Annotated in this window: 13 protein-coding genes; 7 read left to right on the top strand and 6 right to left on the bottom strand. The window is 42.5% G+C overall.

All coding sequences use genetic code 11. The annotated features are described in order from the left end of the window. Nucleotides 1-119 precede the first annotated feature (119 nt). The 5 genes from AC4IFO_RS14625 to dnaA form a co-directional block, all read right to left on the bottom strand. Nucleotides 120-3,014 carry an autotransporter domain-containing protein gene (locus AC4IFO_RS14625; RefSeq protein WP_490735410.1) on the bottom strand — a complete coding sequence of 965 codons (2,895 nt, stop codon included), beginning with the start codon at nt 3,012-3,014 and terminating at the stop codon, nt 120-122. Nucleotides 3,015-3,396: 382 nt separating this feature from the next. Further along, complete coding sequence (gyrB, locus tag AC4IFO_RS14620; RefSeq protein ID WP_219245173.1) at nt 3,397-5,811, bottom strand: DNA topoisomerase (ATP-hydrolyzing) subunit B; 2,415 nt, start codon at nt 5,809-5,811, stop codon at nt 3,397-3,399. A gap of 18 nt (nt 5,812-5,829) precedes the next feature. Beyond that, nucleotides 5,830-6,924, bottom strand: coding sequence for a DNA replication/repair protein RecF (recF, locus tag AC4IFO_RS14615; RefSeq protein WP_490735407.1), 1,095 nt, complete (start codon nt 6,922-6,924; stop codon nt 5,830-5,832). Nucleotides 6,925-6,933: 9 nt separating this feature from the next. After that, nucleotides 6,934-8,034 (bottom strand): DNA polymerase III subunit beta, encoded by a 1,101-nt coding sequence (gene dnaN / locus AC4IFO_RS14610; protein ID WP_490735405.1) that lies wholly within the window; start codon nt 8,032-8,034, stop codon nt 6,934-6,936. Nucleotides 8,035-8,039: 5 nt separating this feature from the next. Then, nucleotides 8,040-9,431: a chromosomal replication initiator protein DnaA gene (dnaA, locus tag AC4IFO_RS14605; protein WP_490735403.1), complete on the bottom strand. Its 1,392-nt coding sequence runs from the start codon at nt 9,429-9,431 to the stop codon at nt 8,040-8,042. A gap of 758 nt (nt 9,432-10,189) precedes the next feature. On the opposite strand from dnaA, the gene rpmH reads away from it, so the two are divergent. The 7 genes from rpmH to AC4IFO_RS14570 all read left to right on the top strand — a co-directional run bounded on the left by rpmH (nt 10,190) and on the right by AC4IFO_RS14570 (nt 17,196). Beyond that, nucleotides 10,190-10,333 (top strand): 50S ribosomal protein L34, encoded by a 144-nt coding sequence (gene rpmH / locus AC4IFO_RS14600; protein WP_004906236.1) that lies wholly within the window; start codon nt 10,190-10,192, stop codon nt 10,331-10,333. Between the two features lie 21 nt (nt 10,334-10,354). Continuing rightward, on the top strand, nt 10,355-10,714 hold the full coding sequence (gene rnpA / locus AC4IFO_RS14595; RefSeq protein WP_004906229.1) for a ribonuclease P protein component: 360 nt from the start codon (nt 10,355-10,357) through the stop codon (nt 10,712-10,714). After that, nucleotides 10,678-10,938 (top strand): membrane protein insertion efficiency factor YidD, encoded by a 261-nt coding sequence (gene yidD / locus AC4IFO_RS14590; RefSeq protein WP_102140049.1) that lies wholly within the window; start codon nt 10,678-10,680, stop codon nt 10,936-10,938. Before rnpA ends, yidD begins: the two co-directional genes overlap by 37 nt. A gap of 2 nt (nt 10,939-10,940) precedes the next feature. Continuing rightward, on the top strand, nt 10,941-12,590 hold the full coding sequence (gene yidC / locus AC4IFO_RS14585; RefSeq protein ID WP_490735400.1) for a membrane protein insertase YidC: 1,650 nt from the start codon (nt 10,941-10,943) through the stop codon (nt 12,588-12,590). A 123-nt stretch (nt 12,591-12,713) separates the two neighbouring features. Further along, nucleotides 12,714-14,078 (top strand): tRNA uridine-5-carboxymethylaminomethyl(34) synthesis GTPase MnmE, encoded by a 1,365-nt coding sequence (gene mnmE, locus AC4IFO_RS14580; RefSeq protein ID WP_219245169.1) that lies wholly within the window; start codon nt 12,714-12,716, stop codon nt 14,076-14,078. Nucleotides 14,079-14,541: 463 nt separating this feature from the next. Then, nucleotides 14,542-16,212 (top strand): trypsin-like serine peptidase, encoded by a 1,671-nt coding sequence (locus AC4IFO_RS14575; protein ID WP_490735398.1) that lies wholly within the window; start codon nt 14,542-14,544, stop codon nt 16,210-16,212. Between the two features lie 216 nt (nt 16,213-16,428). Then, nucleotides 16,429-17,196 carry a GNAT family N-acetyltransferase gene (locus AC4IFO_RS14570; protein ID WP_490735396.1) on the top strand — a complete coding sequence of 256 codons (768 nt, stop codon included), beginning with the start codon at nt 16,429-16,431 and terminating at the stop codon, nt 17,194-17,196. Here AC4IFO_RS14570 and fdhD read toward each other — a convergent pair. Then, nucleotides 17,193-18,023, bottom strand: a complete 831-nt coding sequence (gene fdhD / locus AC4IFO_RS14565) for a formate dehydrogenase accessory sulfurtransferase FdhD (protein ID WP_490735394.1) — start codon at nt 18,021-18,023, stop codon at nt 17,193-17,195. The two genes, AC4IFO_RS14570 and fdhD, sit on opposite strands and share 4 nt — an antisense overlap. Between the last annotated feature and the right edge of the window lie 121 nt (nt 18,024-18,144).

The following is an 18,144-nucleotide window of genomic DNA, read 5'->3' as shown; positions in this document are numbered from 1 at the left end:
AAATATAAGATAATCAAAAGAGTGGCGTAAATGAATGTAAAAGAGCGTGAGGTTGAGTCAGAAAAAGCTCCATATAATTGATAATGCAACTATTAGGAGCTTTTAGTCATTAACTAGGGTTAAAACGACAAGGAAAATTTGGCATTAACATTGTTATTGTCGTAATCGTTAGATTTTAGCTTGCTGTAATCGACAGATACTTTATAACCGTCACCAATGTCTAAGTTTGCCCCAACCCTTGCAGTCACACTATCCCGAGGGGCATATACGCTTTGTGAAACAAACTCAGCACCCGTTTGTGGGAACTTTAAGTTTATCTTTCGTTCTAGGTTGCCATATTGGTGTTGCCAGCCAAGCTCACCATATAGGCCAAGTTGGAACTGGCTATTGAGAACCCAACGGTTATCAATACGCAGCCCTAACATGGAGAGTAAGGTGGCAGTGCTTTGCTTGTCAGCGCTTAATATTGAGCGAGTCCCATCTTCATACATGGCTTTGTTGTGTGTATTGATATAGGCAAAATTTGTAAAAGGCTCAATATTCATGAAAGACGTTGTGAAAGGATAAGCCGCTTCAATAAAAGCTTGGCTTGATGCAATGTCGTAGGTCGATGTATTGGTATCTGTAGACATCTGCAGGTTCACATATCTTTTTATATCGATGGCAGTGCTGCTATATTCAAAACCACCTCGAAGAACAATCGGTTTTATGTGCGCGCCGCCATAAGCTGCTATGTGGTAGCTGACATTATCACTCGTGTTACCCGCGCTGGATAATGAACCTTGAGTAGCACCTAAGGCGATGCCCGCCATAATGCTATCATGATAAAACCGCTGACCTAGGCCGATGAACACACCATTTGCAGAGGCGTTATAGCTGGTCGAATTATTGTCACTGGGCCTATTTTCTTGTTGGAATAGCGTGCTCAGCCAGAAGTCCCTTTTATTCTCATTGACCTGATTTAATGACTCGGAGGCGCGAACCTGCTCAAGCAGTTTTTGTCGAATAGGCAGCGTGTTGTTGATTTTATTTGATAATATATGTGCATGAATTGGTTTGGATAATTCATATATTGTATCTTTCACAGTGTTTTCATCAGATAAAATCAGGCTGGTATATAACGGGTGCTGCTTTGGCAAAGTATCAAGTACGGTTGCAATGGCTTTTTGGTTTGGTGTTTCAGCGAAAGAAGCAAATGGAATTTCACTGCGTGAAAAGTTTAGGATGACGTCATTTGGTGAATACATGAGTTTAGATTTAACAAAGGTATAGCCGGGCTGTACTGAATCAAACTGGCCTTTTACCCCTTTTTTTGCACTCAAGATGACATATTCTTTATCCAACAACTGAACGATTTGTTCTGCGGTGAGCGCGGTTTTTTTACCCTGAAACGTAACACTGACAGCCCCTCCATTTAACACTGCCAAGCCTTGGCTATTAATCTTGTCACTTTTTCCATCCTCTGTAATTTCAACAGGATATAAGCTATTGGGTTCAAATGTGACAGCGTCGGCAATCTCGATAGTCACGGCTTTATTTTTACCGGGAGTAATCGCCCCACCGCTTTTTACGGTTAAGTTGCGAATTGGTCCATTACCCTTAAGTAGCCCTCCATTATGAATACTGACATCGTGCATTTTCCCATTATTGATAACGAGCCCTGTGTGTATGTCTAATGGGGAATTCAAACTACCGTTTATGGTTAGCTCTCCACCATTGACGGATGACCGTGTTGCGTAAGTATTTTCGCCAGCTAAAGTGATATAACCTTCGTTGAGGTGTAGGCCAGCAAAGCGATTGTTGCCTGATAAAATGAGTGTGCCAGTGCCGGATTTGATTAATTTCCCAGGGCCATGAAGGTTTTTTTTCCATTCATCGTTAGTTAAATATGTATCTAAGCTATACGCACTTTTGTTTTGGCTAATCATAAAGTCGTCATAGAAATAAGTCGGGCCATCATAAGCCTCAGGTAGATTGATTAACCCCCAATAGGTATTTGGGTCATCTTTGTTGATATTCCAACCAGAAATAGATTCAGGGGAGTAGGCGGTGTTGGCGATAATACTTAGCCGTTGTTCTTCGGTCAGATAGGCAAAGCGCATCCGCAGTAAGTTATTGGCTAATTTAGGAAATTTATCGGGGGTGAGTGTGGGTACGGTGTAGGCATTTCCAACTTTGGGGCTGTCTTTGGGGTCGGTAGCAAAGCAGTTATTGAGAGAATGCCGGCATTGACTGGGTAAGCTGGAATAGGCATCTTTGGCTAAGATGGCAAATGATTTGGCAACCTTGTCATCTGCTAAGTGTTGGGCAAGTAAATAATAATTCCCTGTTCGCGAAGCGATGATATCAGTTGGGAAATGCGCCCCAACGATGACTCTGCTTTCACCATATTCAGCAGCTCGGCTGTCTATCGCTTTTATTTTCTTAGGGAACAGCATTGATAAAGTCGCTGCTTGTTTATAAGCACTCCACGCATGGCCACTTGGATACGATGAGCCTGTTACTTTTGAATAATCAGGCAGGTATTCACCATTATGGTCGAGAACGTGTTTTGGCCGACCGCGAAGAAAATGGTCTTTTAAACTAAATTCCATCGCCTTTTCGGGCTGTTTAGGGTCTAGTTGAGTGGTATGGCCTTGGTTAAATAAAGATTGCAGTTTTTTGAAGGGGCGATTCTCTGCTAAATCAATGTTCTGTTTATTTTCACCGAATATAACTTTATCAAATGTACTTGATAAATAATCTTTTTTTTGGTTTTTATCCGCTTCTGCGAGTGTTTTTCGCTCGCCCGTTATTTTTCTTTTTTCATGGTAAATCACCCTGTCTTTCTCTGCTGCGGGGGAGTTTTCAGAGGGTGGGGGTGTGATTGCTTCATTTTTAATGCCTTGAAGCCAGTCATTTCTTTTATCTAAAATTTGCTTTTCTGTATCTTCATAGCCTTTTAATGCCAATGAAGGATAAGCATAAAATATTGATACCAATATAATGGAGACTGATTTTAATGGGCTTTTCATTATATTCCTACAGGCTTATTTAGTGAGGTTTAAATTAGCGATATTCTGTTTTCAGAACGTAATCTGTTTTATGCCGAAGGAAATAAAAATAATAGGGTTATTTTTTTTGATTTAGATATGCATTAATTTGTTTTTTTATTTTTATTTTTCTTTTACTTTTGGTGTATCTATGCACTTGATTTTAAGTGATTTTTACTTTATTTCACCTGTGTTGGATAACGGTGTTTTGTTAGATGGTCGATAAGTTAAAAATAAGACTAAATTTATTTTTTCAATCTAATGATTAAAGTGAAAAAATATAATTTTAATACTATTTAATATTTAAATAAAAACCCCTGATATTTGCATATCAGGGGTTTTATAAATAACGCCAATATAATAATTAAATATCGATATTTGCGGCTTTTAAGGCATTCTCTTCAATAAAGGCACGACGTGGTTCAACAGCATCGCCCATTAATGTGGTGAAGAGCAAATCTGTGGCGATAGCGTCTTTCACTGTCACGCGCATCATACGACGAGTTTCCGGGTTCATGGTGGTTTCCCAAAGTTGTTCTGGGTTCATTTCACCAAGACCTTTATAGCGCTGTACATACAGGCCACGACGTGATTCACGTGTTAACCAAGCCAGTGCTTCTTCGAAGTTACTGATATCTTGACGGCGCTCACCACGTTGGATGTAAGCGCCTTCTTCAATCAGCCCACCAATGATATCACCTAAGTGAGTGATACGGCGGTACTCACTACCGTGTACAAAATCAAAGTCGAGGTTGTAATCAGTATCAACACCGTGGGTGCGAATACGGATGGTTGGCTCGAACAATTGACGTTCACGGTTTTCGTTGATGGTGTAGCTGTAGGTGCTACCGAATTGTTCGTTGTCCGTTAAGCGCTGAACAAGCGTTTTTGCCCATTCTTCAACTTTTTCTTTGGTTTTTAAATCATCTTCCGTCAGGGTAGACTGATAAACCAAGCTATTGAGTAACGCTTGTGGGTAAAGGCGCTCAAGGCGACGAATAATACGGTGAGCCGCGTTGTATTCGACAACCAGTTTTTCTAATTCTTCACCTTTCATGGCTGGTGCATCGGCACTTAAATGCAGTTCCGCACCATCAAGGGCGATAGAAATCAGGTAATCGTCCATCGCATCGTCATCTTTAATGTACTGTTCTTGTTTACCACGTTTCACTTTGTACAGTGGTGGCTGAGCGATAAAGATATGGCCACGCTCAACAATTTCAGGCATTTGACGATAGAAGAAGGTCAACAGTAACGTACGAATGTGCGAACCATCGACGTCGGCATCCGTCATGATAATAATGCTGTGATAACGCAGTTTGTCTGGGTTATATTCATCGCGACCGATACCACAACCTAATGCGGTAATCAGGGTGGCAACTTCCTGTGAAGAAAGCATTTTATCAAAACGCGCTTTTTCAACGTTAAGAATTTTACCTTTCAGTGGTAGGATGGCTTGGTTCTTACGGTTACGGCCCTGTTTTGCTGAGCCGCCCGCTGAGTCCCCTTCCACAAGGTACAGTTCGGATAATGCGGGGTCGCGTTCTTGGCAGTCCGCCAGTTTACCCGGTAAGCCTGCTAAATCTAACGCGCCTTTACGACGTGTCATTTCACGGGCTTTACGTGCTGCTTCACGTGCACGTGCTGCATCAATAATTTTCCCAACGACGATTTTGGCGTCATTTGGGTTTTCCAGTAAATACTCAACCAGTTTCTCATTCATCATCGTTTCAACCGCAGTTTTCACTTCGGATGACACCAGTTTTTCTTTGGTTTGTGATGAGAATTTAGGATCCGGTACTTTTACAGAAATAACAGCAATCAGACCTTCACGGGCATCGTCACCTGTTGCGTTGACTTTGCTTTTCTTCTGATAACCTTCTTTTTCCATGTAGTTGTTCAGTGTACGCGTCATCGCGGCACGGAAACCTGCAAGGTGAGTACCACCATCGCGTTGTGGAATGTTATTGGTAAAGCAGTAAACGTTTTCTTGGAAACCATCATTCCACTGCATTGAAACTTCAACGCCAATACCGTCTTTTTCTGTAGAGAAATAGAATACAGATGGGTGGATTGGGGTTTTGTTACGGCTTAAATACTCAACAAACGCTTTGATACCACCTTCATAATGGAAATGGTCTTCTTTTCCATCACGCTTATCAATGAGTTTGATAGAAACGCCCGAGTTTAAGAAGGATAACTCACGTAAACGCTTCGCTAATATGTCATATTCGAACTCAGTGACGCCTTTAAAGGTGTCCATGCTAGGCCAAAAGCGGACGCGTGTCCCCGTTTGGTCAGTTTCACCAACAACAGTTAAAGGGCCTTGTGGCTCGCCGTGTTTGTAGATTTGTTCGTGAACTTTGCCATCACGTTTGATGACTAATTCTAATTTTTCAGATAAGGCGTTAACAACCGATACCCCGACACCGTGCAATCCGCCGGAAACTTTATAGGAGTTATCATCGAATTTACCCCCTGCGTGCAGAACGGTCATGATGACTTCTGCAGCAGAGACACCTTCTTCTTCATGGATACCGGTTGGAATACCACGTCCATCATCCTGTACGGAGATAGAGTTATCGGCATGGATAGTGATAACGATATCGTCACAAAAGCCTGCGAGGGCTTCGTCGATAGCATTGTCGACAACCTCGAAAACCATGTGATGAAGACCTGTTCCATCGTCTGTATCACCGATATACATGCCCGGGCGCTTACGCACCGCATCCAGTCCTTTTAATACCTTGATACTTGAGGAGTCATATGTATTCGACATCAACGTTTCCTGCTCTTTCTATTCCTGAGGTTGAACTTCTATTTTGCCATGTTCTACGCTAAACATCTTGCTATTTGCATCTATCATATCATTAACTTGCTCGGGTGTAATGGCACTGACAAACACCTGTGCTTGCGTAGCTTTGAGGCGAGCTGCCAATAATTGACGGCGACCCGCATCGAGTTCGGAGGCAAAATCATCCAGCAGATACAGGCATTGTTGCCCGCTCTGACGGGTGAAAAACTCACCCTGCGCTAACCTAAGTGCACACATCAATAGCTTGAGCTGACCCCGTGAAAGCATGTCTTCAACGGGAGTACCATTGGCTCTGATCCGTAAATCCGCTTTATGCGGCCCTGACGCGGTATAAGTTAGCGCTCTATCGCGCTCAAACTGGCGCTCTAGTTGCTCTGAATAATCAATTTCTTTATCCCAACCACGTTGGAAGGAGACAGATAATGAAAATTCGGGTAAAAACTGTTGGCAAGTCTGCTCTATATTCTCTGCAATACCGGAAATATAGTCTTGGCGCCATTGACTTATCTGCTCTGAAAGCGGTGCTAACTGAGCATCCCAATGGCGAATTTGCTCATAACGAGTGACTTGCCGTAAAGCAGCATTTCGCTGCTTTAATAACCGTTTTAAATCTGACCAAACAGAGAAAAACAGTGGGTCGTTGTGAAAACAGCCCCAATCAATGAATGCGCGACGGTACTTAGGGCCGCCATTGAGTAAGGTAAAACCTTCTGGGGTAATCAACTGCATTGGCAATAATTTTGCCAGTTCGGCAATTTTATGACCATCAGTGCCGTCAATTCGGACTTTACTGTCACCTTCACGGTTTTTACTTAAGCCTAATGAAAGGTCGTTACGCGTTTCATCTATGTGGCTCAATTTACCATGAAGAATAAATTGTTCTTGTTCATGGCGGATAACGCGGTTCGCTTGAATACTGCGAAATGCACGACCATGACCTAAAGTGTATATCGCTTCCAATATACTGGTTTTGCCGCTCCCATTTGGGCCAATGAGAAAATTAAACCCATTAGCTAAGGAGAGATCCGCATTTTCTATATTTCGAAAATCGCGGATCAATAAACGCGAAAGGATCATAAATACTGATTACAAACGCATTGGCATGACGACATACACTGCCGCTTTACTTTCTGCATCTTCAATTTGTACACTGGAAACCGCATCTGTGAGTAACAGTTGCACATTTTCGCTTTTCAGTGCATTGAGGACGTCTAAGATATAGCTAACGTTAAAGCCAATTTCCATTTCAGTGCCTTGGTAGCTGACATCAACGATTTCTTCAGCTTCTTCTTGCTCTGGGTTATTGGCTGTAATGCGTAATTGGTTTTCGCTGAAATACAGACGAACACCGCGGAATTTCTCATTCGATAAAATTGCGGCACGGGAAAACGCTTGCTTGAGTATGTCACAACGCGCTTCTAATGTTTTGTCTGGGTTTTTCGGTAATACACGGCGGTAATCAGGGAAACGACCATCCACTAATTTAGAGGTGAAGATAAAATCCCCGACATGGGCACGAATGTTGTTGCTGCCGATTTGTAATTGCAAAGGTGCATCACCACCGTCTAATAAGCGCATTAACTCAATTACGCCTTTACGCGGCACGATCACGGAGTGAGACGGTAGAGATTGCCCGATATCCATCGCACAAACCGCCAAACGGTGACCATCGGTTGAAACGGTTCTGAGCATTTGGTCTTCTGTTTCAAATAGCATACCGTTGAGATAATAACGAACATCTTGGTGTGCCATTGAAAACTGAGTTGCTTCAATTAAACGTTTCAGTATTGATTGCGGAAGAGAAAACTCAACTTCGCTTTGCCAGTCATCCAAGTTTGGAAAATCAGCCGCAGGCAAAGTCGATAATGAGAAGCGGCTACGTCCAGAACGAACGAGCAATCTGTCATCATTGAGCTCTACATGAATTTCAGAACCTTCAGGTAATCCACGCCAAATATCGAAAAATTTGCGTGCAGGCACCGTTGTTGCGCCAACTTCGTGTTCCCCTGTTAGGGTGACATTGGCCATCATCTCCATTTCAAGGTCGGTTCCAGTGAGTTGGAGGGTGCCTTCTTTTACCTGTAATAAAAGGTTACCTAAAATAGGCAGAGTTGGACGCCCACCTAAAGGACCACTAACCTGTTGTAACGGTTTTAATAACTGCTCGCGTTCTATTATAAATTTCATAGCAATTAAGATGATAATGTTCTGATTAAATTAGAAAAATCTTCTTTGATGTCATGGCTTTCTTCCCGTAACTGTTCAATTTTACGACAAGCGTGTAACACCGTGGTATGGTCACGGCCGCCAAAGGCATCCCCGATTTCAGGTAAACTATGGTTAGTCAGCTCTTTCGCTAGTGCCATTGCCATCTGACGCGGACGTGCGACAGAACGAGAACGGCGTTTTGAAAGTAAATCAGCGACTTTAATTTTATAATACTCAGCAACTGTTTTCTGAATATTATCAATAGTTACCAGCTTTTCTTGTAGTGCTAATAGGTCACGTAGTGCTTCTCTAACAAAATCGATTGTAATCGCACGACCAGTAAAATTTGCATTGGCGATCACACGATTTAACGCGCCTTCCAATTCACGGACGTTGGAACGCAGGCGTTTTGCGATGAAAAAGGCCACTTCACCCGGAAGCTGGATTTCATTTTCATCGGCTTTTTTCATTAGTATCGCCACACGCGTTTCCAGTTCTGGTGGTTCAATCGCGACCGTTAAGCCCCAACCAAAGCGTGATTTTAAGCGATCTTCCACCCCGTTAATTTCTTTCGGATAACGGTCGGAGGTTAAAATAATTTGCTGATTGCCTTCAAGCAGCGCGTTAAACGTGTGGAAGAATTCTTCCTGAGAGCGCTCTTTATTGGCAAAAAATTGAATATCATCAATTAATAATGCATCGACAGAACGGTAATAGCGTTTGAACTCTTCAATAGCATTGTTCTGTAGAGCTTTGACCATATCTTGAACAAAACGTTCAGAGTGCATGTAAACGACACGTGCATTGGCCTTGTGTTGCATAATGCTGTTGCCCACAGCGTGCAATAAGTGGGTTTTACCTAAACCGGTTCCACCATAAAGGAATAGCGGGTTATAAGCACCACCTGGATTTTCAGCCACTTGTCTCGCTGCTGCGCGAGCCAACTGGTTTGATTTACCTTCAACAAAGTTATCAAACGTGTGCTTAGGGTTCACATTTGAACGGTAAGCGACATCAGGTTGTACTTTGGCTGAGTTGTCCCAACTTGGTTTTACGGGCGCTGACGGTACGGCAAAAGCAGGTACTTCGTGAGTGGTACGTGCTTGAGGTGCTGCCGGTGCGACGGTAATCGGTTTATTGCCTACTTCAAAGTGTAGTGCAGGTGCGTCAGTTCCACAAAAGTCATTCAATAATTCATTGATATTATTGATGTATTTATCCCTAACCCAGTCGAGAACGAAACGATTTGGGGCATAAAGTGCCAGTGTATTGTCGTTTAATTCAGCTTGAAGGGGGCGTATCCACATACTGAATTCTGTGGCAGGTAGTTCATCCTGCAATCGGGCAAGACATTGCTGCCAAAGCGAAAGTGACACGTTGGACTCCCCTAAACAAGGTCAATGGAACAAAGAAGTACGGATGTAAACACAGAATTTTCTAAGAGCCATTTTTAAAACGGCTCTGAGTCATTTTTGATTAACACTAACTCACTATATATTGCTGATCTGTGGATCAGAAATAGACCCGTGATCATACCGCAAAATTCACCAGAGATCTTCATTCTTTTACACAGTTTTTATGCTTTTTATCCACAGGCAAATGTGATAAGGCATCGCTTATAAGGAAGAAGTTAGCTGGGGGATCTGAATTTTTGTTATTTTTTCCACATGGCTGGGGATAACTTTAGACGATTTAGTTAAAATATTCCTTAAGATCAAAAAATATTTTCAGATCGCGGGAAGATCCTTGCGCTTTGGGGCGGAGTCCGTATAATCTTCCTCCCTGTGTACAGTGCTGATGTGATTTTTACACGAAACTGCGGTATACTTGTTGGGTTCTTTATTCAGTTCTAACTAAAGGTTAGGGATGAATACAGGCAAAAGCAGGTTGTCAGTCAGTATGAAAATAGAATCATGAGTTGACTGTCACAGCATATGTCGGCAAACCGGTCAGTCAGGCTATAAATAAAAGTGGTTTGATTGCGTCATTTTATTGACGTGACCCCCTATGTTTTATTACAATCCTGCCTCTTTCTATATTGTTGCGATAGAGGCACAGGTGTAAATCAGTTTCCACTGGTTGCCAACGCGTTTACTGAATCAGTAATAAATTTAAAAGTTAGGTAGAAATCGTTATGAAACGCACTTTTCAACCGTCCGTACTGAAGCGCAACCGTTCACACGGTTTCCGTGCTCGTATGGCCACTAAAAATGGTCGTCAGGTTCTGGCTCGCCGTCGTGCTAAAGGCCGCGCTCGTCTGACCGTTTCATCTAAGTAATAAAGCTAGCCCTCTATTCCAGTGGTTACGCTCGCTTTTACCCGGGAGTTACGTTTGTTAACTCCCAGGCATTTCGATAATGTCTTTAAGCAGCCGCAGAGGGCGAGTTCCCCAGAGATAACAATCCTTGGTCGCCTAAACGAGCTGGGGCATCCCCGCATCGGTCTTACCATCGCCAAAAAAAATGTTAAACGAGCCCATGAGCGAAATCGTATTAAACGATTAGCGCGTGAATACTTTCGTCTGCATCAACACGAGTTGCCTTCAATGGACTTTGTGGTATTGGTAAGGAAAGGGGTTGCCAATCTCGACAATCAACAGATCACGGAAGCATTGGATAAGTTATGGCGTCGTCATCGTCGCTTGGCTCAAAAATCCTGATCATGCTGATCAGAGGCTACCAACTGGCGATAAGCCCGTTGTTAGGGCCTCGTTGTCGCTTCAATCCTACTTGCTCAAATTACGGAATTGAGGCATTGCGCAGGTTTGGTATGCTAAAAGGGAGTTGGTTAACGGCGAAACGCGTATTAAAATGCCACCCTTTACACGCTGGTGGAGATGATCCTGTCCCACCCAGAAAAACTGATGATAATAGAGAATTATAACGATGGATTCGCAACGCAATCTTCTACTCATCGCTTTGTTGTTCGTGTCGTTCTTAGTTTGGCAGGCCTGGGAGAGCGATAAAGTTGCTCAGGACGTTAAAACTGTTCAAACTTCGCAACAAGCGGATATGCCAAGCAGTGATGCCCAAGCAGTAACTAGCAGTGGGCAAGGTAAGCTCATCACCGTTAAAACTGATGTACTGGATATTCGCATCAATACTCGTGGTGGTGATATCGATGAGGCTGACCTGTTAGCCTATCCTGCGACCCTTCATTCGGAAGACCCTTTCCGTTTACTGGAAACTAACCCAGGCTTTGTCTACCAGGCACAAAGTGGTTTGATTGGCCCTCATGGCCCAGACAACCCAGCAAATAATAACGGCGAACGTCCGCTATACTCTGCAGATTCTGCAACTTTCACTTTAGCGAACGGCCAAGACGTATTACGCGTCCCAATGTCATTTACGGATAACAACGGTGTTGTTTACCAAAAAACGTACATTGTGAAACGCGGCCAATATACTGTTGAAGTTGAATACAGTATCCAAAACCCAACAGCACAACCGTTGACGTTGGCGTTTTTCGGTCAGTTAAAACAAACTATCGAATTACCAAAAGAACGTGATACTGGTAGCAGCAACTTTGCTCTGCACACTTACCGTGGTGCGGCGTACTCTTCTGATGAAAACAACTATAAAAAATATAGTTTTGGTGACATCGAAGATAAAAACCTGAGCCTGAGCACAAAAGGCGGCTGGGTTGCGATGCTACAACAATACTTTGCGACAGCTTGGATCCCAGCAAGCGCAGAGAAAAGCACGTTCTATACCATCGACCTTGATAAAAAATCTGCCATCATTGGTTATAAGAGTGAGCCAATGACGATTGCCGCTAATGGCGCAGGTACTTATTCATCAACGTTATGGGTTGGTCCAGAAATTCAGTCTGAGATGGCGGCAGTTGCACCACACTTAGACTTAACTGTTGATTACGGTTGGTTATGGTTTATCTCTCAGCCATTATTTAAATTGCTGAAATTTATTCACGGTTTCGTGGGTAACTGGGGTATTGCCATCATCGTTATCACCTTTATCGTTCGTGGTATCATGTACCCGCTGACTAAAGCGCAGTACACCTCCATGGCGAAAATGCGTTTACTGCAACCGAAACTGGCTGCAATGCGTGAGCGTATTGGTGACGATAAACAACGTATGAGCCAAGAAATGATGGCGATGTATAAAGCAGAAAAAGTAAACCCACTGGGTGGATGTTTACCGCTGCTTATCCAAATGCCTATCTTCCTTGCACTTTACTATATGTTGATGGGTTCTGTTGAACTGCGTCATGCACCGTTCTTCGGTTGGATCCAAGACTTGTCTGCACAAGACCCGTATTACATCCTACCAGTATTAATGGGTGTGACGATGTTTGTGATTCAGAAAATGTCACCAACCGCTGTAACTGACCCTATGCAGCAGAAGATTATGACGTACATGCCTGTCGTGTTCACCATCTTCTTCCTGTGGTTCCCATCAGGTCTGGTACTGTATTATATCGTGAGTAACTTAGTGACTATCATCCAGCAACAAGTGATTTACCGTGGTCTGGAAAAACGTGGTCTGCACAGTCGCGATAAAAAAGAGAAAAAATAATCTCGGTTCTCAGTAACATGGGAATGGCTTCACAAAGCTAAATTGTATAGTACTATTAAGGCGACCTAATAAGGTCGCCTTATTCTTTTCAAAAAAAATTCAAGTCAAAGACAGAGAAACATCATGCTGATTAACGATACTATCATCGCACAGGCAACACCTCCCGGTCGTGGTGGTGTCGGTATTTTACGTGTATCTGGCCCGAAAGCGGCACTGGTTGCCGAAACGGTTCTCGGGAAACTCCCTAAGCCACGTTATGCGGATTATCTCCCTTTTCGTGATGTGGAAGGGGCTGTTCTTGACCAAGGTATTGCCATTTATTTTCCGGGTCCGAATTCCTTTACTGGGGAAGATGTCCTTGAGTTACAAGGGCATGGTGGCCCCGTCATTCTAGACCTATTACTAAGACGAATTCTTGCTATTGAAGGTATTCGTATCGCGAATCCTGGGGAGTTCTCTGAGCGTGCATTTTTGAATGACAAGCTCGACTTAGCCCAAGCAGAAGCCATCGCTGACTTAATCGATGCGAGTTCAGAGCAGGCCGCACGTTCGGCGATGAATTCTCTGCAAGGCGCATTTTCTTCCCATATCCACCAATTGGTGGAAGCACTCACTCACTTACGGATCTATGTGGAAGCTGCCATTGATTTTCCTGATGAAGAAATTGATTTCTTATCTGATGGTAAAATTGAAGCCAAGCTTAATGAAGTGGTGGCAGACTTAGAACAGGTCCGCTCCCAAGCTCGCCAAGGCAGTTTGTTGCGTGAAGGGATGAAAGTGGTGATTGCAGGGCGCCCAAACGCGGGTAAATCGAGCTTACTGAACGCATTAGCGGGGCGTGAAGCGGCAATTGTCACCGATATTGCAGGAACGACCCGTGATGTCTTACGTGAACATATTCATATCGATGGGATGCCACTGCATATCATTGATACCGCAGGGTTACGTGAAGCAAGCGATGAAGTCGAGCGTATTGGTATCGAACGTGCTTGGAAAGAAATTGAACAAGCTGACCATGTGCTGTTTATGGTGGATAGCACCACAACCAACGCTACGGAACCGCAAGAGATTTGGCCTGAGTTTATGGCGCGTTTGCCCGATGAATTACCTGTTACAGTGATCCGCAATAAAGCGGATATGACGGGGGAGCCTGTTGAGTTTATCAATGATACCCGTTACCCATTAATTCGTTTGTCTGCCCGTGAAGAAAAAGGGATTGATTTGCTGCGCGATCACCTGAAAGAAACCATTGGGTTTAACAGCAATACGGAAGGTGGGTTCCTTGCGCGTAGTCGTCATTTACAAGCACTGAATGCAGCGGCCATTCACCTAGAACAGGGCTATGACCAGTTAGTGAATGCTCGCTCCGGTGAGTTATTGGCAGAAGAATTACGTTTAGCTCAACAAGAGCTGAGTGAAATCACGGGTGAATTTACCTCTGACGACCTATTAGGGCGTATTTTCTCCAGTTTCTGTATTGGGAAATAGTTAAATTCGAGAGGGTATCAGCCTGTTATTGAATTCGAGCTGATACCTGACCTGAAAACAGCTGAGCAACGCATTACATATAAGTCATCATTCACTTTTTAATATTAAACCACGACTAAAATTGTTATTTGCTCTGTTATTTTTACTTTAATTAAATAATAAAAAACAATATTAATTTTTATGTTATTTTTTACGTGAATAAAAAAACTATCATTAGCGCTGTAATTTAATTTTTAAATAAAAGGGCTCAATGATGGAAATATATGATGTAAAAAATGTTAATGAAAAAATTAATATTGATATTATAAAAAAAAATAGTAAAGAAACGCTTCATTCATTTTTTTTAGAACGTACTCATTCGAATTTTTTAAAATTGCATTTCTCACGGATTAATCTACCACAAAATAGTTATGTTGAATTTGAATATGGGGATAACGTAATACAACGAGAAAATTTTTATCAGATGAATGAGACGGTAGTAACTATCCCGAGTAGCGGCGTTAATATCCGAGTTAGATTACCATTACTCACTGATCTAGAAAGTGTTTTTTCGTTTTACCTAGATTCGATTGAGCACGATAATAACTCAAGGGTGATTATCGGCCAAGACGAACGAAAACCTTATATGTGTCATGAAGGAAGCACCATTGCTGAGTATGCATTATCAAGTGCAGCAGCGCGTATTGGTGGGTGGGGGTCTTGTTCCTTAATTGGTAGTGAAAACCATGTTCTCACTAATAACCACGTTGTCGAAAGTGATCCTAATTTAATCAATGGCGAAATATGGTTTAATTGGTTTAATGAGACTTGTAGTTCAACATCCCCAGTGACTGAACCTGTTCGTTTAAAGCCGGGCAGGGTATTAAAACGGGGGATCAGTGCTAGCGATAATGACTATGCATTATTTACCTTAGATGAATTTGACTATTTAAATTCTAATGTGAAAGCATTATTTGGTGGGCTAGCATTAAGTCAAAGTAATCCGGTTAAAGGCGAGAATATTTATATTCCACAATATGGTGATGGTGGTTTACGCCCAATGCATATTGGCGATATAAAAAATGGCAAATTTGCTGAGATATTAAACGTTGAAAATAATGGCAATAAAATAGTTCATAATGCTGATACCCAAGGGGGATCATCAGGTTCCCCTGTTATATCAAGAGCCAGTAATCAAATTATTGGATTACATTGGGGGGGCGGGAGTGTCAATGTGGGTGTCGCAGTTCAAAATTTGAATGCTGAATTAGGCGGGTTGATTGGAAATAGCAATATACCCGTTATTGGGCTTGGTCATGTTGCATCAACCAACTTGGAACTAAATTCCATTAATGCGTTAGAAACATTAATACCGATATCGCTGAATGAAGGGAGTCGTATTATTCCTTTTGATACGGTGAAAATTCAAGACTATGAAAACTATTCAATAATGCATGTTGATGCTATTGATTTAGTGACTCATGAGATATTCCCGTTGTCATTTAAAGCAAGTTTAGTGAAAGAGGGGCATCAAACACATCTCCATGATGATGAGATCACCGGAGATGTTTTCTTAAAGCTCTATCATTTTGATATTGAAGTTGAAAAATTAGTGAAATGTTGGATTGCATTCAAAATATCTAATGATAATCAAAATATTAAAAATCACGTTATCCGGTTGATTTATGATAGATATGATCCGTATGTGGCTCCATTTGATATGGAAACTGCTGAAATGTTAGCATTGAACCTTAGCCAAGATAAAAAAAATGCGACAAGCTACACGGTAAATGGCAATGATTATTACGGGTTTGTTGCGTTATACCGCGGGCAGGGACCACTATCTTTGGTCTGGTTTGAAAAAGCATACTCACAGGTAAAGGGGCTGTTAAAGAATTCATTTGGTGATGAAGTCCTGGTTAATTTCAGAGCTTCTCGCCAAACAGAGTGCGCTACGAACTCAATGAATACGGCTGCTTCATGTTCTTCCCAGAATAAATTCTCTCGGCTGGTATTGGAGTATTTTCCTAAAGATAACCCACACCTTGTATTAGAAAATAGTGTTTATGAAGGGATCATTCCGTTGCAGGCCAAATCATGGCAAGGGGAACCCAGCAAAAACATTTTAATTAAGGTCTCTTTGCAGTCTGAATAACTGCCGTGATTTAATACTTCTCTGTATTTAAATGAATTCAGGTGTTTAGTAAATCAATATTGTCATCCAGTGTATTAGCTGAAATTTAGTGTATGCACTGTTTATTGAGGCCAAGTTCGAATATGAGTGCCTTAATCTGCTATTAATCCTTCCCTTGTTTTTTTCCTATAGTATATCGCTTAATGAAATAATCTATAAAAACGGATGAGCAGAAAAATGTTAATTAACATCTCTAGCTACGCCCAACGCCCTGATCTTCTTGATGAGTGTGAGCAATTTCTCGATAAACTGTGGCCTCAGTTTATGAACGAGTCCGCCGTGAGTGATGAATATTGGGAAAGGCTTGATAATGAGCCAAATAGCCAGTTTCAATTTATTGCCACAGTGAATGACAATGACGAGGAAAAAGTGATTGGCATTATTCGTTCCGTGCCATTTTTATGGGTAGATGATGATTTCACTAAGCTGGCAGAGATGGGATGGGATGATATCTTCAACTTTGCGATGGAAAATCAATGCGGCGGTGAATCGTATATTTCTGCGTTATCCGTGACCGTCGACCCACAATATCGAGGCCATCAAATCCCTGATTTATTGATCAATGCATTAAAACATGCCGCAAAAGCCTACGGGGCAAAAGCGATTATCGTTCCTGTTCGTCCAACTTTGAAGCACCGATACCCATTACAGGATTTTGACTCATACTGTACGTGGAAAAATGCGCAGGGGGAGCCTTTTGACCCGTGGATCCGTACACATTGGCGATTAGGAGCGACTGTTTTAGGGCCAGTTTATCGTTCGATGGTGATCAAAAGTGCAATTATCAATTGGGAAGCGTGGACAGGAATGCGTTTTCCGCAGTCAGGCAAATACATTGTCCCTAATGCATTAGTGCCAGTTATTATTGATGTGGAACGCCAGCAAGGTGAGTATATCGAGCCTAATCTGTGGATGCTGCATTCACTTTCAGGCTCAACACGTTAATCCGTAATACGGCTACCATGGGTAAATACCGTGGCTTTACCTTGGCGGCAAAAGCCAACTAGCGTTAGATTGGCTTTTTCAGCAACCTCAATAGCCAGTGCGGTAGCAGCGGAAACGGCAAACAGAATTTCTGCGCCGCAGCTAGCGGCTTTCTGCACCATTTCATAACTGGCTCGGCTGGAAACTAACACAGCCCCCTGTTGCCATTGATGGCGGCTTTTCATCCCCAAAAGTTTATCAAGGGCGACATGGCGGCCTACATCTTCACATCCACCCACTAATTGGCCTTCTGGGGATATCCATGCAGCGGCATGGGTGCAACCTGTCAGGGCGCCAATTTCTTGCACTTTTTTCAGTTCATGCAGGGCATTATCGAGATGCGACAAAGAAAAAGTTTGGGTAAAAGGCAGTGGTGCGATAGGTTTAAAAATTTCATCAAGTTGCTCTGTACCACAAATCCCACAGCCCGTACGACCCGCTAAGTTACGGCGACGTTCTTTGAGTTCCATGAAGCGGCGGCTGGATAATTCCACGTGAACTTCAATTCCCCGATTGCAGCCTTCAACGATATCAATTCCGCGAATTTCATCACTGGACTGTATTATTCCCTCGGAAAGCGAAAACCCGACAGCAAAATCCTCAAGATCTTTTGGGGTTGCCATCATTACCACATGGGATATGCCATTGAACACTAATGCAACAGGATATTCTTCTGCAACGTAATCTTTTACTGGCGCGTTGAGGTTACCTTTTTGTTGCACGATTGTGCTATTTAAGCCAATCATTTGGGTAATTTTGGAGTCATTTGTAGTATTTGTTTCATACATTAGATGAATTCCTAGCATTAATGATACATAATATTAATTATGGGTAAAAAGAATTTACACCATTTGCCGGGCAATGAACCTGGGTACGTAAGGAAGACGTTGAATAAAAACAGTTTACCTG

This window comes from Providencia sp. UF-224, from assembly GCF_058245955.1.
This window is presented reverse-complemented; position numbering and strand designations above follow the sequence as displayed.

Bases quoted from the DNA above. Each gene is read 5' to 3' on its own strand.
- AC4IFO_RS14625 (WP_490735410.1), bottom strand. From the start codon at position 3,014: ATGAAAAGCCCATTAAAATCAGTCTCCATTATATTGGTATCAATATTT.
- gyrB (WP_219245173.1), bottom strand. From the start codon at position 5,811: ATGTCGAATACATATGACTCCTCAAGTATCAAGGTATTAAAAGGACTG.
- recF (WP_490735407.1), bottom strand. From the start codon at position 6,924: ATGATCCTTTCGCGTTTATTGATCCGCGATTTTCGAAATATAGAAAAT.
- dnaN (WP_490735405.1), bottom strand. From the start codon at position 8,034: ATGAAATTTATAATAGAACGCGAGCAGTTATTAAAACCGTTACAACAG.
- rpmH (WP_004906236.1), top strand. From the start codon at position 10,190: ATGAAACGCACTTTTCAACCGTCCGTACTGAAGCGCAACCGTTCACAC.
- yidD (WP_102140049.1), top strand. From the start codon at position 10,678: ATGGCGTCGTCATCGTCGCTTGGCTCAAAAATCCTGATCATGCTGATC.
- yidC (WP_490735400.1), top strand. From the start codon at position 10,941: ATGGATTCGCAACGCAATCTTCTACTCATCGCTTTGTTGTTCGTGTCG.
- mnmE (WP_219245169.1), top strand. From the start codon at position 12,714: ATGCTGATTAACGATACTATCATCGCACAGGCAACACCTCCCGGTCGT.
- AC4IFO_RS14575 (WP_490735398.1), top strand. From the start codon at position 14,542: ATGAATGAGACGGTAGTAACTATCCCGAGTAGCGGCGTTAATATCCGA.
- AC4IFO_RS14570 (WP_490735396.1), top strand. From the start codon at position 16,429: ATGTTAATTAACATCTCTAGCTACGCCCAACGCCCTGATCTTCTTGAT.
- fdhD (WP_490735394.1), bottom strand. From the start codon at position 18,023: ATGTATGAAACAAATACTACAAATGACTCCAAAATTACCCAAATGATT.